This window comes from Bradyrhizobium sp. LA2.1 (assembly GCF_040547725.1).
In the GTDB taxonomy this organism is placed as follows: domain Bacteria; phylum Pseudomonadota; class Alphaproteobacteria; order Rhizobiales; family Xanthobacteraceae; genus Bradyrhizobium; species Bradyrhizobium barranii.
In genome coordinates this window covers 52,123-67,312 of the sequence record NZ_JBEPQI010000037.1, presented here as the reverse complement: position 1 = coordinate 67,312, position 15,190 = coordinate 52,123, and the positions used below count along the sequence as shown (strand labels likewise).

The window sequence follows — 15,190 nt, the reverse complement described above, 5'->3', positions numbered from 1 at the left end:
GGTGACCCATCCCAGCTCTCCATGCCGAAAAACGAATCTCCCGAAAATACCAGCAATTCCAGGATCAAAGATCGCGACTTTCTGACTCAGTAAGATTAGGTCGTACTCCCCCTGGCCAGCCGCTTTCCCGTTCTACGAAAATGCTGCTCAGGGGTTTCGAAGAGCACCGTGTGATTTGGGCTCATTTACGATCAGGAATTGATCGCCGCCCTGCTCAATGCATCCTGAGGTCCGCAGTGCAGCCTGCGGAATTCCCTGGTTTGGACCGCCCGTCGTGATCCCAACTCCACGTCCTGCCTGACTGGTCTGAGCCCCGCAAGCTCCTCCAAGAATGGGTAGAGTCCGTCACCTCTGGTGAAACGCTCCCCAAAACTAGGCCAGCCAGAGCTGGAATTTTCCGGGTTCGGCTCATGCCGGCGGGGGCGCCGATGAGCCATTCAACAGCTATACAGTCGCTGATCGCGGTCTTGACGGATTTGCCCGGATGACTCCTCGCAAAGGGGGTGAGCGGCGGATAATCGAGCTCTCCGAACAGGTCGCGGCGATTTCGTCCGCAGCTGCGCGGCGGTCGATTGTTCAGCTCGACAACGAGCGCGCGGATCGCCTCGTTGAGGGCGGCGGCGGCGGCCACAGCGCGACCAGGTCGCTGCCGCCGTCCTCACGCCCGGCGTTCATCCCGGTTCAGCTTGAGGGGAAGGCCGAGCGCGAGCTGTCGCGAAAAGACAGCGTGGCGACGGTTGATTTGCCGGCTTGCGTCAACCGCTCAACTCGAGAGCTCAGCCGGCAACCTGATATTGCCGCACCGGATGGCGGACCATCGCATCGATATCGATGCCGTCAAGGATCCAGTGCAATTGCTCCGTCGTCAGCGCTTCTTGATCCACTTCCGAAGGAGGTTCGTCGGAACGGTCGCCGGCGCTACGAGGCGGCATCGAAAGAGCGTCTTGTCACGGCCTGCCTCGAGCCTGGGGTTTCGGTATCGAGGCTTGCACTCGAACATGGGGTCAACGCCACTTCGACACTCGGATCGCCGGTTCGATTCATCGGATTCTTGAATCTGAACCGTACCGACGCTGCTGTTGGCACGCATTGCTGCGCTGCAGGCGGAGAACCATCAACTCGCCGACCGCGTCGCCAAGCTCGAGGAAGAACTGGCGCTGGCACGCCTGCATCGTTTTGCGCCGCGCAGCGAAAAGCATGTTGATCGTCTCTTCAATGAAGCCGAGCATGCCTCCGATGAGGATGACGCCGGCAGTGAAACGAACAATATCGCCGAACTTCCGGACACGGGCTTGCCGCCCGTCGAAAACACAACGGGAAAGAAGCGCGGCCGGAGGCCGCTGCCGGGGAACCTACCTCGTGAGCGCGTCGAGTATGACCTGTCCGACGATCAGAAGGCGTGTCCTTGCTGCCGTGGCCAGATGCATCGCATGGGCGAGGCTGTCACCGAGCAACTTCATATCGAGGTGAAGGCGAAGGTTTTACAGAATGCGCTTCAAATATGCGTGCCGCCATTGCGATCGCACCGGGATCCACGCCCCTGTTGTGACCGCGCCGATGCCGACGCAACCGTTGCCGGGCAGCGTTGCCACACCCTCGACGCTGGCGTTCGCGCTGGTTCACAAATATGTCGATGGCACGCCGCTCTACCGCCTGGCGCAGGCCTTCGAACGTGCAGGTGTTCCTGTCAGCCGTGGCGCTTTGGGCCACTGGGTGATTGGCTCGAGCGAGAAGCATCTGCGTCGCATCTACGACGCCCTGAAGCTGCGGCTCAGATCACAACCTCTCATCCATGGCGACGAGACGACGGTTCAGGTCCTCAAGGAGAAGGACAAAAAGGCCACCAGCACATCGTACATGTGGGCTTATCGCAGCGGCAAGGGCAGCCACGAGCCGATCGTTCTTCTGGATTATCAGCCAGGCCGCGGCCAAATCCACCCGCAAGCCTTCCTCGGCGATTACCGTGGCATTGTGATGAGTGACGGCTATCGTCACCAACAACCGCCGTGCTCCCGGTGGCCTGTTCGTGCTGCACGCCAGGGCGCTGCCCGGTAACCCGTACGACGGTCACACCTTGCGGGACGTCATCGACCGCACCGAGACGCTCACCGGCTGTGCGATCGAGCGGGCCTATGTCGACAAGGGATACCGCGGCCACGACGCACAAAATCCCCGCCGAATCTTCATCTCTGGCCAGAAGCGCGGCGTCTTCGGTGTCATCAAGCGCGAGCTGCGCCGCCGCTCCGCCATCGAACCCATCATCGGACACTGAAGACCGATGGCCACCTCGGCCGCTGCTACCTCAAAGGCCGCGCCGGCGATGCGGCCAACGTCATCCTCTCTGCCGTCGGCCACAACTTCCGCCGCATCCTCGCCTGGCTCAGAGAACTCTTGTGCCTGTTCCTGATCCAGCTCTGGCGCACGCGCGCCTGTCCGGCCCCGCTCAATTCGGCTTCTTAACGGACGACTAACCGGCGGCCGCAATTCGTCAGATCTGAAATCGTGGCGCTCTCAAGACGAAATCGAGCCGTGTCTGCACAAGCAGTGACCACACCAGCAGTAGTTGGTGGGCCCGCCTGGATTCGAACCAGGAACCAGACCGTTATGAGCGGCCGGCTCTAACCGTTGAGCTACAGGCCCCGCTGCGGGCGACCGCTGAAAGATGACTGGCAACGGTGCGTGAGCCGTCTACCGGCTTGCCGGCATCTCGGCAATGCCAAATTAGATCGGATCAACAAAATGCATGATTGGGAGAGCGAGTTCGATGCGCTCGTCGCTGAAATGATGGCGTTCGCCAAATCGCTGAAGGTAGAGATTGAGCGTCCTCGGCCAACAGAAATCGACGAGCGGGGTGACCTCAGTGGGCCCGACTATGGCAGTTGTTTTCGTCGCGCATGGAACTCATCGCGCCGGGAAGATGCGTTCCGTTCTACAAACGCCAAGAATGCTGCTATGAACCAGGAACGCCGTCAGGCGCGGGCCTTTCGCAGGCTCTGGGACCGGCTATTTGGAATTGATTAAGATCAAAACATCAAATCCGGATCCGCTATCCTTCAGCAAGACTTAACGGAGGCTGGAGGTCTCATGCGCAACCTTCTGTTTATCAGTGTGCTTGCACTTCCCATCTCCGTCGGCTTTGGATCGCTTTCGACCGGCGCTCCGCGGGGTCGTTCGTACATCCCCCGCCTCGGCAGGACATTTATTGCCTGCAGGGACGTACCTGGAGATATCCTGCCCGTTCTCGACCTATGACCAGTGCATGGCCACTGCATCCAGTACCCGATCTACGCGTTCCAGCGACAAGGAGGACAATTGCACTGATGTGACGCTGGACTTCCGCCTGATCGGACGTCCCCCGTTCGAGTGCGCTCGCGATGCAATCTCCTGGGTGCATCAAGTCGCGAAGCAACAACGACTGGGACGCAGTGGCCCATCGGCGTCACGCGCAGTCAGGCGTCGATCTTTAAAGGAAAAACAAGACGAAAGCATCAAACAGACATCTGCGTGTTGCGTTTTTGTCAGCTTCTTCTTCCATGGTGACCTCACGAATGTTCTACTTTGGGTAGTTCTCACGTGGCGCTTCTAACGCGAAATCTACGTCACGTTACCTGCCAGAGAACGAGGGAGATCGCCAAATGTTGGATGCCTCCACCACTGCGCTCCTACGGGTGGTTCTCGACGACGTCTGCAAGAGTTTTTCCGGTACGATATCGGTGCTCGCACCCATGTCGCCTCGAAAATTCTGGAAGCCGCGACCGCAGGTGAGATCAGACCTGACCATCTCAAACAGATCGGTCACGATGCTCTTTCTAAAGCCCCGACAATGTGGCGAGAGGCCTGCCAAGTATGATGTTGTCACTGAAGTGCCACGAGACCCCGTAAGCGGCAGCCGCGCTTGCGCGCGACCGTGCTCTATCTCCGACCGTGCGACAGCCTTCGACCGAACCCGCTTGCGGCGGTTTCGGCCCGTGCGGGTGACGATCACTCTGCCAGCGCCGTCCGGACGACGTTTCTACCCGGTCGCTTGAGCTTCGCTTCGACGCAGAGACCGTACCTTGACCCTTGCCTTGCTGCGAAAATGGCTGAGGCGCTGTCGGCAGAGTCGGCGCGGACTGAATGTTCGCAAGCAGGTGAGTGAACGCGGCGAGATCGCTTCTGCCGATAACACTGTACTCCGCAATGCGACCTGATCTGTAGCCGGCACCGTCTATCTGCGGGCGACGCAATGAATCTGCCATCGAAAACGACGTGCATTAGGGCATCGACCATCTCTGAGCAGGCACGACCCCGCTCTCCATGGATGGCTTTCCTGGTCCTCCGCCCGGCCTTCCACGATCAACCCGCAAGGGGTCGGCTATGCGAGCATGCCGCCGCTGCGCCTTCGGCTGCGCGGTGATCGCTGCCGCTTGAGGACACTGACGGACGCCATCGAGCGGGGATCGGCCTCGCTCAGGATGGAGCCCTCAAATGTCGCACGATCTTTCTCTCGCCCAGTCCAACGCCTTCGAGCTTGCCCGCAGTCTGATGGTTCCGGTCACGCTCTTCCAGGTCGACGGCGCATATGGCGTGATGCCAAGCGACGAACTCGACGATGCCGACGTGATCCTCGTCCACGAATACGATCCGCTCGAACTCGTCCCGGCTCATTGAGCCGGGTTTTCCCCTTGTGCGGCTTGCGAGCGGGCGGCCGCAAGGGGCTACGCCGCGCCTGGCCGAAGCGGGGCGTCGAATGCCCCGATAATTCAGCAATTGCCAGCCGCGCCCTTGCCCCCTTCGCTCTTCGCGGCAAGGGGGAGTGGTCCCGCAAGCTGCGGGAGAAGGAAGTTCAAACGGGAAAGGTCTGGCGCGGCATCGCCGGGATTCGGAGATGGAGAAGAAGGATATCGAAGAGCTGAAGAATCGCGTGGCCTGCGCCGCGGTGCTCGAGAAGGCCGGATTTGCGATCGATCTGAAGGAAAGCACGCGCAAGGCCATCAAATTTCGCCGCGGCGGCGACATCATCATCGTCATCCATAACGGGAAGGGCTGGTTCGATGCCCTGTCCGATGCCAAAGGCGATGTGTTTTCGCTGGTGGAACATCTCGACGGCCTCGCATTCGCGGAGGTGCAGCAGCGGGTCTCGGACCTCGTCGGCTTTGTGCCGACGCAGCCCGTCTGGACACGAGAATCCCGCGCGCGCGATCCGGATCTCACTGCTGCGGATCGCTGGCGCGTGCGGCGCAAGCCTTGGCCAGGTTCACTGACCTGGCGCTATCTGTGCGCGGAGCGTGGCATCCCGGAAGCTATCATCCGTGCTGCGATCCGGCATGACCGGTTGCGCGAAGGCCCCCACGGCAGCATGTGGGCAGCCCATCTCGACATTGACGGCGTGGTCACAGGCTGGGAGGAGCGCGGTCCGCAATGGCGCGGCTTCACCAGCTGGCGGCGGCAAGGTGCTCTTCGGTTTCGGGCCGGCAAATGCGAGCCGGCTCTGCATCACCGAGGCTGCGATCGACGCCATGAGCTTGGCCGCGATCGAAGACCAGCGGCCGGACAGTCTCTATCTCAGCACCGGCGGCGGCTGGGCGCCGGCCACGGTCGCTGCCATTCGAGCACTGAGCGCGCGGCCGGACGCGCGGCTCGTCGCGGCGACCGATAACAACCGGCAGGGAGAGGTCTATGCCGACCGCCTCGCCGTCGTCGCGCGGGAGGTGGGCTCCGACTATGAACGGCTGCGGCCCGCGACCGAGGATTGGAACGAACAGCTGCATGCGGGCAGCAAGATGAAGAATGGAGAGGAGGGAGGAAAGGAAAACCCGGCTGCCGCATGCCCGCCGGCCGCGTCAAGGGTGAAGCTTCGCCCGCGTTCCGCGGCCCTTGACCCGGCCGGGCGGAGAGGCGGCCGCGGGGGAGGGGTCAGGAAGGGCTGAAGACGATGGCGACATCGAGAGGATGAGCCGCGCTCCGGTCCGACGAGGCTTAAAGGAGCCCGCTCATGACCCTCTCTCCGATCCGCAAGGTCTATCAGGGCATCGCCGACCGCCGGCAGATGTTCCGCATGTTCGACCGCCATGCGCAGCGTCCGAACCGCTCACCGGACGACGGCGCTCTCTACTGCGGCGAATGGTTCGAGATCGGCCAGGCCGAGCACGACTATATGTTCGAGATCCTGCCGCCATTGTGGATGCGCGGCGACATGTTCGCGCTGTGCGAATTCCGCACCCGCAGCATCACCAGCGTCTTCTCCGCGCTCACGATCGACGGCCATCCGCGCACCTTCCACGGTTACTGCGATCTCTCTGCCAAGGGCTCGCCCGATCGGATGCGTGCTGCGATCATCGAGCGGGAATCGCGACCCGCGCAAGCGATGACGCGCGAAGAGCGGCTCGAGCACATCTGGTCGAGCACGCATGACGATTATCGCGGCTATGCCGGCGAGCGCTGGGCTGAGCATCTGCGCGGCTCGCGCACGGTGCTGTTCTATGACGGGCGTCAGGGCAGCGTGCTGAAGCTGCTCGACCGGCTGACCGAGGCGGAGATCGCCGTGAAACTGCCGCTGCATCTGCGCGACCTGCCTGATGTGATCGCGGCGTGAGGGAGGTGGTGATGTTCACATTCCCCATCCCTGCCGTCCGCAGGGTTATCGAAACGCGGAAAATCCGACGCCGCCGCCGATGGCGGGTTCCGCAATCCCTATTACGGCCAAAAGCCGGGTGAGGGCGAGAAGCCCGGCCTCTGGCTTGTGGGTGACAACGGCGTCTACATCATGTCGAACGGCAAGCTCAGCGGCGGCGATCGCCCGCTTGTGGTCTATTCCGAGGAATGCCATCCGATCGCTAATCCGGACTGGTTCGATTACAAGCGCCGCCATTTCGGCGGCGATGACGGGATCGAGTTCATCGCGGCCGAGCGGCTCATCCCTCTCATCAATCGTGATTTTCGATACACGCATCTGCGCGCCACGCGCGAGGAGCAGGAGCAATTGATCCGCTTCTCCGGATTCGGCGCCTCCGAGCTCGCCAACTTCGTGTTCCGGCGTCCTGGCGAGGCCGGGTTTCGCAAGGGCTGGGAGACGATCGGCGAGGATCTGCAGGATGCGGTCGGCGATCTCGACCATGCCTCGCTTGCGCGTTGCACGCAGTACGCGCACTTCACGCCGGAGTTCATCGTGCGCGCGATCTGGGCGGGCCTTCAGCGCCTTGGATGGCGCGGCGGCCGTGTGCTCGAACCTGGCATCGGCACCGGCCTGTTTCCGGCGCTGATGCCTGAGAGACTTCGCGACGTCTCGCACGTCACCGGCATCGAGCTCGATCCGGTCACGGCGCGCATCGTGCGTCTGTTGCAGCCGCGGGCGCGGATCATCGGGGGCGATTTCTCCCGCACGGAGCTGCCGGCGAGTTTCAACCTCGCCATCGGAAATCCGCCGTTTTCGGATCGCACGGTGCGCTCGGATCGCGCCTATCGCGTGCTCGGCCTTCGCCTGCACGATTACTTCATCGCGCGGGCGATCGACCTGTTGAAGCCCGGCGCGTTCGCGGCCTTTGTGACCAGCTCGGGCGCGATGGACAAGGCGGACGTCTCGGCGCGCGAGCATATCGCCAAAACCGCCGATTTGATCGCCGCGGTTCGGCTGCCGGAAGGCAGCTTCCGCGCCAGTGCCGGCACGGACGTCGTCGTCGACATCCTCTTTTTCCGGAAGAGGAAGATTGGCGATCCGCAAGGCGATCGGTCCTGGCTCGAGGTCGATGAGGTGCGCCGCGCGAGCGAGGATGAGGGTGGCATCCGGGTGAACCGTTGGTTCGCGGAACATCCAGAGTATGTGCTCGGCACCCATGCGCTCGCCTCCGGCGCCTTCGGTGAGACCTACACATGCCAAGCCCGTGTCGGCGAGGACCTCGATGCAGCGGTTGTCGCCGCCATCGCTCGCCTTCCGGAGGCGATCTACGACGGCGAGCCCGACATAATTGATCCCACTTTGGAGGATGCGGACGATCGGGGCATCCTCGATCGGCCTGCCGATCGACATGTGCGCGAGGGCAGCTATCTCTTCGACAAGGGCAGAGGCCTGATGCAGGTCCTCGACGGCGAACCCGTCGCCGTGAAAGTGCGCAAGGGTCGCAGCGCCGACGGCGTCCCGGAAAAACACGTCCGGATCATCAAGAAGTTGATCCCGATCCGCGATGCGGTGCGCGAAGTGCTTAAATGCCAGGAGCTCGACCGCCCCTGGAAGGAGGCGCAGATCAGGCTGCGTATCGCCTGGGGTGCCTTCGTTCGCGACTTCGGCCCGATCAACTTCACCACCGTCTCTTTGCTGGAGGATGAAGAAGCCGGCGAGGTGCGCGAGACGCATCGCCGTCCCAATATCCAGCCCTTCCTCGACGATGCCGATTGCTGGCTGGTCGCCTCCATCGAAGACTATGACCTCGTGACCAATACGGCGAAGCCCGGCCCGATCTTCACCGAGCGCGTGATCTCGCCGCCGGCCCCGCCAGTGATCACCAGCGCCGCCGATGCGCTCGCCGTCGTGCTCAACGAACGCGGCCGCGTCGACATCGACCATATCGCCGAACAGCGCCATCTTCCGCGATCCGGCCGAGGGATCGTGGCAGATGGCCGACGCCTATCTGTCGGGTCAGGTCCGCGCCAAGCTAAAAGCCGCGGAAGCGGCGGCCGCGCTCGACCCATCCTATGAGCGAAACGTCACCGCGCTGCAGGGCGTTCAGCCGGCCGATCTGAGCCCGTCCGACATCACAGCGCGCCTCGGCGCGCCCTGGATTCCGGCCGCCGATATCGTGGCCTTCGTCAAGGAGACGATGGAGGCCGAGATCAAGATCCATCACATGCCGGAACTTGCCTCCTGGACGGTGGAGGCGCGCCAGCTGGCATGGGTGGCGGCGGGCACGTCTGAATGGGGCACGGACCGCCGGCATGCCGGCGAGTTGCTGGCCGATGCGCTCAACAGCCGGGTTCCGCAGATCTTCGACATCATCAAGGATGGCGACAGCGAGCGGCGCGTGCTCAATGTCGTCGACAGCGAAGCGGCGAAGGCGAAGCTCTCGAGGATCAAGGACGCGTTCCAGCGCTGGATCTGGTCCGACCCTGATCGCACCGATCGCCTGGCCCGGATCTATAATGATCGCTTCAATAACATTGCGCCCCGGGTCTTCGACGGCGGATCTGAAGCTTCCGGGCGCCTCTGGCGCCTTCGCTCTTTATGGGCACCAGAAGCGCGGCATCTGGCGCATCGTCTCGGCCGGCTCGACCTATCTCGCTCATGCCGTCGGGGCTGGCAAGACCATGACCATGGCAGCGGCCATCATGGAGCAGCGCCGGCTCGGCCTGATCGCCAAGGCGATGCTGGTCGTGCCCGGCCACTGCCTGGCGCAGGCCGCGCGCGAATACCTGGCGCTCTACCCGGGGGCGCGCATTCTCGTCGCCGACGAGAATAATTTCAGCAAGGACAAGCGGCATCGCTTCCTGTCGGGTGCCGCGACCGCAACCTGGGACGCCATCATCATCACCCATACCGCCTTCCGGTTCATCGCCGTGCCGTCGGCCTTCGAGCAGCAGATGATCCAGAACGAGCTGGAGCTCTATGAGTCGCTGCTGATCAAGGTCGAAAGCGACGATCGCGTCTCGCGCAAGCGCCTTGAGCGGCTGAAAGAAGGCCTGAAGGAACGGCTGGAATCACTGTCGACCCGAAAGGACGATCTTTTGACCATCTCGGAAATCGGCGTCGACCAGATCATCGTCGACGAGGCGCAGGAGTTCAGGAAGCTCTCCTTCGCCACCAACATGTCGACACTGAAGGGCGTCGATCCGAACGGCTCGCAGCGCGCCTGGGACCTCTATGTGAAGTCGCGCTTCGTCGAGACGAAGAACCCGGGCCGGGCGCTGGTGCTCGCCTCCGGCACGCCGATCACCAACACCCTTGGCGAGATGTTCTCGGTCCAGCGCTATCTCGGCTACGAGGCGCTGGCGCAGCGTGGTCTGCACGAGTTCGATGCCTGGGGGAGTACATTCGGCGACGTCTCGACCGAGCTCGAGCTTCAGCCTTCGGGCAAATACAAGCCGGTGACGCGATTTGCGACCTTCGTCAACGTGCCGGAACTGATCGCCATGTTCCGCTCCTTCGCCGACGTGGTGCTGCCGGAAGACTTGCGCGAATACGTGAAGGTGTCGGCGATCTCGACCGGCAGGCGCCAGATTTTGACCTCCAAGACGACATCGGCCTTCAGGCATTACCAGATCTTGCTCGACGAGCGCATCAAGGCGATCGAGATGCGGGACCGCCCGCCGCAGCCCGGCGATGACATCCTGCTCTCCGTCATCACTGACGGCCGCCATGCGGCATCGACCTGCGTCTGGTCGATGCCACAATGACAATGAGCTGGAGAACAAGCTCAACAATCTCATCGCGAACGCCTTCCGCATCTGGAAGGAGACGGCGGAGAACAATTACATGCGTCCGGACGGCAAGTCGTTTGAGCTTCCCGGCGCCGCCCAGATGATCTTCTCCGATCTCGGCACGATCAGCGTCGAGAAAACCAGGGGCTTCTCCGCCTACCGCTGGATTCGCGATGAGCTCATCCGCATGGGTGTGCCGGCATCGGAAATCGCTTTCATGCAGGATTACAAGAAGTCCGAGGCGAAGCAGCGCCTGTTCGGCGACGTGCGCGCCGGCACGGTGCGTTTCCTGATCGGTTCGTCCGATACGATGGGCACCGGTGTCAACGCCCAGCTTCGGCTGAAGGCGCTGCATCATCTCGATGTACCCTGCCCTCACAGATCGAGCAGCGTGAGGGCCGCATCGTGCGACAGGGCAACCAGCATGACGAGATCGACATCTTCGCCTACGCGACCAAGGGCTCGCCCGATGCCACAATGTGGCAGAACAACGAGCGCAAGGCCCGCTTCATCGCGGCCGCGCTCTCCGGCGACACCTCGATCCGTAGGCTCGAGGACCTCGGCGAAGGCCAGGCGAACCAGTTTGCTTTTGCCAAGGCGATCGCGTCGGGTGATCCGCGCCTCATGCAGAAGGCGGGGCTCGAGGCCGACATCGCACGGCTGGAGCGTCTGCGCGCCGCCCATATCGACGACCAGCACGCCGTGCGCCGGCAGGTCCGCGATGCCGAGCGCGAGCTCGAGTTCTCGGCCCGGCGCATCGCGGAGATCGGACAGGATATCGCGCGGCTGGTGCCAACGGCAGGCGAGGCGTTCGCGATGAGCGTGAAGCGCCAGCGCTATGCCGAGCGCAAGGACGCCGGCCGCGCGCTGATGAAGGAGATCCTGACGCTAGTCCAGCTTCAGAAGGAAGGCGAGGCCGTCATCGCCTCGATCGACGGCTTCGACCTCGAATATGCCGGCGAGCGCTTCGGACGCGATGGCTATCGCTACGCCACCATGCTGATGCGGACCGGCGCCGAGTGCGAGATCGATCTGGCGGTCACAGTGACGCCGCTCGGCGCGGTCTCCCGCCTCGAGCACGCGCTTGATGATTTCGAGGGGGAGCGAGAGCGCTTTCGCCAGCGTCTCGCCGATGCACGCCGACGTCTCGCGGCATACTAGTCGCGCGAGGGCGGCGACTTCACCTTCGCCGGCGAGCTTGCCGATAAGCGGAAGCAACTCGCCGAGATCGGGCAGGCGCTCGCCGCGGACATCGAGGGGGCGGGCGAGAGGACGGCGATCGCCGCATAGGCGCTCTCGCGCAATTCCTCGATCAGCTCGGGGATGCTGGTCGAGGAGCCGTAATAACTGGCTGGTCGGGCCGCTCGGCTCGACCGGGGCCCCCTTCGTATTTGTCGAGGTATTCTCGCCCACCTTGAGCGGCCCCCAAAGCGCGACAGCTGTAGCTTCTCGCGCACCATTCTTACCGTCGAGGGCGAGGAAGTCCCGCAGCCCCGCATCGGTCACGGCCATGTCATCACCGACATGGATGCCCTCGTCGCTGTTTTCCGGGCAATAGCCCGGCAGTTCGATCGTGATGCTCTTGTCCTGTAGGTCATGATGAGACGGTCGTTTCGACGTCAGCCTGGCTAAGCGTAGTTGTTCGTCTCCCGACTGACTCGATCGACCCAGCTCAGTCATTATCGCCGCCGCCGCCCGACCTGATGCAGCAATCCGGCGGAAGTGGCTTGCAAGTTTAGCCAACGTGCACTCTGCACAGCAAGATTGCAGAAATACTGCAGGCAGCACCAGCTAAGCGCAGGCAGACATGACGCTCCCGACCGACCTTCGACTTTGTCACGGATCGCAGAACATCGCCAAGGACTGTTTACGGGCACGCCCAGTTTATAGATGAACGGCGAAACGAGGCTGTTTGCAGGTTGGTGGCTTTATTTCGTGCCGAACTCTGATTCAAGCTCAAAATGATCCACTTCGGCGTCTCTCAGCGAGACTCGGCAGTGATCGCCAGATGAGGAGAGGTCGTGCTAGAGGTATTCGTCGAAGCTTTTGCTCCGTTCGTGGTGGGACAATGTACCAGAAGCATCTGACGCAGGTCTGGCAATGGATGTCGGTCGTGTGCGTGCTGTTTCTCGTTACGAGTGTGATCTCGATACAGGGCGGATCAGAGTTCATCGGAAGGCTTTTCGGGGACAAAGCCGGTTCTCTCCCCGACAACAAACCTGCGATCGGATACTTCGGTGCCATTATCGGAGGCGTTCTGTTCCTAATCGCCTCCTTCGTGCTCTATTTGCACGCCTACCGCCACGGCACTCGATGGCACAGCCGCGTTCCGACCGTCTGGCTCGAAGGCCTTAACACAGATGTCTGGGACGGAAAGTGCTTTCAGATTATTGTTCTGACGTTGTTTCTCGGACTTCCAGCGGCTGGCATCGTCCTTTGTACAATGGAAGCCGAACGCGGAGATATCTGCGAGCAGGATGCGGCTCATTTTTACAAAGGTTCGGATACGACGCTTCTGTTGCCTCCCAAGGCGATCGACCCCAGGAACCAGATGAGGCTCAGGCGCGAGGGTTCCGGAAGTGAAGAGTGCAAGAAGACCGGCATCGAGATCCTCCCGACATTTTGGAGCCCGTTCCTCGTGTACGGCTTGCCGTCTTTGAGCTTCTGCATGGCATTCGCGGCCATTGGGACGATCTTGCTCGGACCTTTCCGCAAAACAGCGCCGGCCTCCGGAGGGAATTCCGAAGCGGATGATCTAGCTACTTCAGGATAGCCTCGGTAACTTCGGCGTCGACCGGCATCGTAAGGTTGGCGACCACGACGAGGTCAGAGGAGGCCACGTAGACGCCATCCAAAGCGATATCCGGGGTGCCTGCTTTGATCTGTAGGCCCGGCAGGTCGGCCTTCGCGATCGCCCGCGTGATCTCGCTCACGGCTTCATCGATCTCCGCGCTGAGATCGAACGTCGCATGCGCGTCGACAATCTTCAGGATCTCGTCCCGAAATACGAGTTCGGCGGCTGACCAGAAGGCGCTGTCGACGACGCTCGCGAAACGAATGTCCTCTACTTTGATGGCCTTGCCGTCTTTGACCACGATCGGCTTGCCGGACAGATAGACCCAGCCGCCCGTGTCGAACCAGCTTGCGGGCGTTTTTGCGTCGATCTTGAGCCCGAGAGCCAGCGAATCCCCGCTTGAGTAGACGTCGAGGTCGAGAACGCGGACTTCGACTTTTCCGTGGGGAGGTCCTTTCGGAAGATCTTATCCGCAAGCGCCTGCCGAAGTTGCTGCTTGAGCAAGTCGTAAGGGGCAACGGCTCGTAGGTTGATCCGTAGGCTGCCCTTGTCCGCCGTCAAGGGATCGAGGGCCGGCAAGGGCAACACGGCTGTATCGATGGGAGCGGTCTTGAGCACAGTCTGCGCGCCGACACGAACGGCGACGCGTAAACGATCATCCTCCGGGATGAGACCGGAAAACGCTGCCGATTTCGGAACGATGTTCAGGTAGAGCGGCGGACGTTTGTCCCGTTCGACCTTGATCGAGAATGGACGCCACTGGCTCTCGATCTCGGGTTTGACGCTGTCGCAAGGAACGGCGCTTTGCGCTCCTTTTTTGAGATCGTCGCGATGCTTGTCGAATTCGTGGTTCAACTCGTTGGCGATTCCGAGGTTGATCGGCCCTGCGCAAATTTCGGGGTGCCCCAAAGGTCCTAGATCTATCCCCAGACTGTTCTTTCCGACGACCTCGACCGAAGCATCGTCGACCCAGGAGCCGATCGGTTGGGCGGTAATGATGGGGCACCATTGCTTGTCCAAGATTGCACTCAAACTCACTCGCGGCGTCGCATGGACGTCAATGTTCTTACCGTGCAATGAGAGCAGGCCGGCCAAGTCACCGCCCACGCCGGCTTGCCCCGTGACATGGATGCCTTGGGATAGACGTAGAGCGTTTCCGTCGCGGGAGATCTGAGGGGAGCCATCTTTGTTGATGTCTGCGTGCCAATGATAATCGGCACACTGATCGTGTGTGCCGAACTTGGGCCGTAAAATTGGGGCACATCGGTACAGACTCCCAGCAGACACTGCTGACCCCATTCGGTGTGGCCCGGGTTCACGTAAGGCACGCCGAGGCAGGCGATATGACCATCGCCGCCGATCGGGGATGACTTCGGCAGCTTCTCTTCCGCCATACGAGCCAAAGTGGAGTAGGGCAGTGACGCGACCAGCGTGACGACGCTGTCGGCCACGGCGGGCGCCGGAACGTTCGATGCCCCGCGCTCAGGTGGCGTGAACAGCACCTTGTCGTCACACGCCGCTAGGAAAATGCAACACGCGTGGATCAGAAGCAAATTTCTCGGCGCCATCGCAATTTCTCCGATGAAACAATCTCAGGTTGCAACCGTACCATAGCCCCGGATGGTTCTTGCTTAGAAAAATTCGACGGCGTTCTCGTGAATGCCGGACGCGCCGATACGCCCACTCTGGCGTAACCTCTGATCCGCCGCCGGACCGCGGCCAGCCGCAGTTCACGACTTGGCGCAGCAGCGTAGCCGTTTGAGCTCCGGCTAGCGGGCAGAGTCCGGCGGCATCCATTGCGGCCATGGCTTTGGGTACGCCACCATCGCCTGGCCTGACCATTCGAAAGTCGGACGCCTCTACTCGATACCTCACCATGTCACCTTGGCTTCAAGGAAGCAGGAGGAGGAAGAGGGGGACGAAGAAAAGCAGGAAATCAGCCCGCTCGCAGATCGGGCGGACCGCCGTCGCTGACGCTCAACCGCCGCCTGTGCGATCCCGGCCCGTCGT

6 protein-coding genes, 1 tRNA gene and 6 pseudogenes are annotated in these 15,190 nt (G+C 62.0%); 10 read left to right on the top strand and 3 right to left on the bottom strand.

Going from position 1 to position 15,190, the window contains the following annotated elements; genetic code table 11:
• Positions 1–853: 853 nt before the first annotated feature.
• From ABIB95_RS42915 to ABIB95_RS42905, 3 pseudogenes are all read left to right on the top strand, one after another.
• Positions 854–1,012: pseudogene (locus ABIB95_RS42915) on the top strand (transposase); the annotation flags it as partial.
• Positions 1,013–1,073: 61 nt separating this feature from the next.
• Positions 1,074–1,989 (top strand): annotated as a pseudogene (tnpC, locus tag ABIB95_RS42910) (IS66 family transposase); the annotation flags it as partial.
• Positions 1,985–2,460 (top strand): annotated as a pseudogene (locus ABIB95_RS42905) (IS5/IS1182 family transposase); the annotation flags it as partial. The pseudogenes tnpC and ABIB95_RS42905, both read left to right, overlap by 5 nt.
• Positions 2,461–2,564: 104 nt before the next feature.
• Here ABIB95_RS42905 and ABIB95_RS42900 read toward each other — a convergent pair.
• Positions 2,565–2,640: transfer RNA gene (locus ABIB95_RS42900), tRNA-Ile, on the bottom strand.
• 99 nt (positions 2,641–2,739) lie between these two features.
• On the opposite strand from ABIB95_RS42900, the gene ABIB95_RS42895 reads away from it, so the two are divergent.
• The 7 genes and pseudogenes from ABIB95_RS42895 (at position 2,740) to ABIB95_RS42865 (ending at position 13,159) form a co-directional block, all read left to right on the top strand.
• Complete coding sequence (locus ABIB95_RS42895) at positions 2,740–3,021, top strand: hypothetical protein (RefSeq protein WP_354248714.1); 282 nt, start codon at positions 2,740–2,742, stop codon at positions 3,019–3,021.
• A gap of 614 nt (positions 3,022–3,635) precedes the next feature.
• Positions 3,636–3,850: pseudogene (locus ABIB95_RS42890) on the top strand (hypothetical protein).
• Positions 3,851–4,467: 617 nt separating this feature from the next.
• Complete coding sequence (locus ABIB95_RS42885; protein ID WP_354248713.1) at positions 4,468–4,650, top strand: hypothetical protein; 183 nt, start codon at positions 4,468–4,470, stop codon at positions 4,648–4,650.
• A gap of 217 nt (positions 4,651–4,867) precedes the next feature.
• Positions 4,868–5,832, top strand: a pseudogene (locus ABIB95_RS42880) (DUF3991 and toprim domain-containing protein).
• A gap of 142 nt (positions 5,833–5,974) precedes the next feature.
• Positions 5,975–6,574 carry a DUF1419 domain-containing protein gene (locus ABIB95_RS42875; RefSeq protein ID WP_354248712.1) on the top strand — a complete coding sequence of 200 codons (600 nt, stop codon included), beginning with the start codon at positions 5,975–5,977 and terminating at the stop codon, positions 6,572–6,574.
• Between the two features lie 171 nt (positions 6,575–6,745).
• A pseudogene (locus ABIB95_RS42870) lies at positions 6,746–11,676 on the top strand (helicase-like domain-containing protein).
• Between the two features lie 778 nt (positions 11,677–12,454).
• Complete coding sequence (locus ABIB95_RS42865) at positions 12,455–13,159, top strand: hypothetical protein (RefSeq protein WP_354248711.1); 705 nt, start codon at positions 12,455–12,457, stop codon at positions 13,157–13,159.
• Here the strand turns inward: ABIB95_RS42865 and ABIB95_RS42860 are convergent.
• Together ABIB95_RS42860 and ABIB95_RS42855 are read right to left on the bottom strand one after the other, a co-directional pair.
• Complete coding sequence (locus tag ABIB95_RS42860) at positions 13,146–13,568, bottom strand: DUF4403 family protein (protein ID WP_354248717.1); 423 nt, start codon at positions 13,566–13,568, stop codon at positions 13,146–13,148. The two genes, ABIB95_RS42865 and ABIB95_RS42860, sit on opposite strands and share 14 nt — an antisense overlap.
• Entirely contained in the window at positions 13,451–14,479 is a 1,029-nt protein-coding gene (locus ABIB95_RS42855; protein WP_354248710.1) for a DUF4403 family protein, read from the bottom strand. Before ABIB95_RS42855 ends, ABIB95_RS42860 begins: the two co-directional genes overlap by 118 nt.
• Between the last annotated feature and the right edge of the window lie 711 nt (positions 14,480–15,190).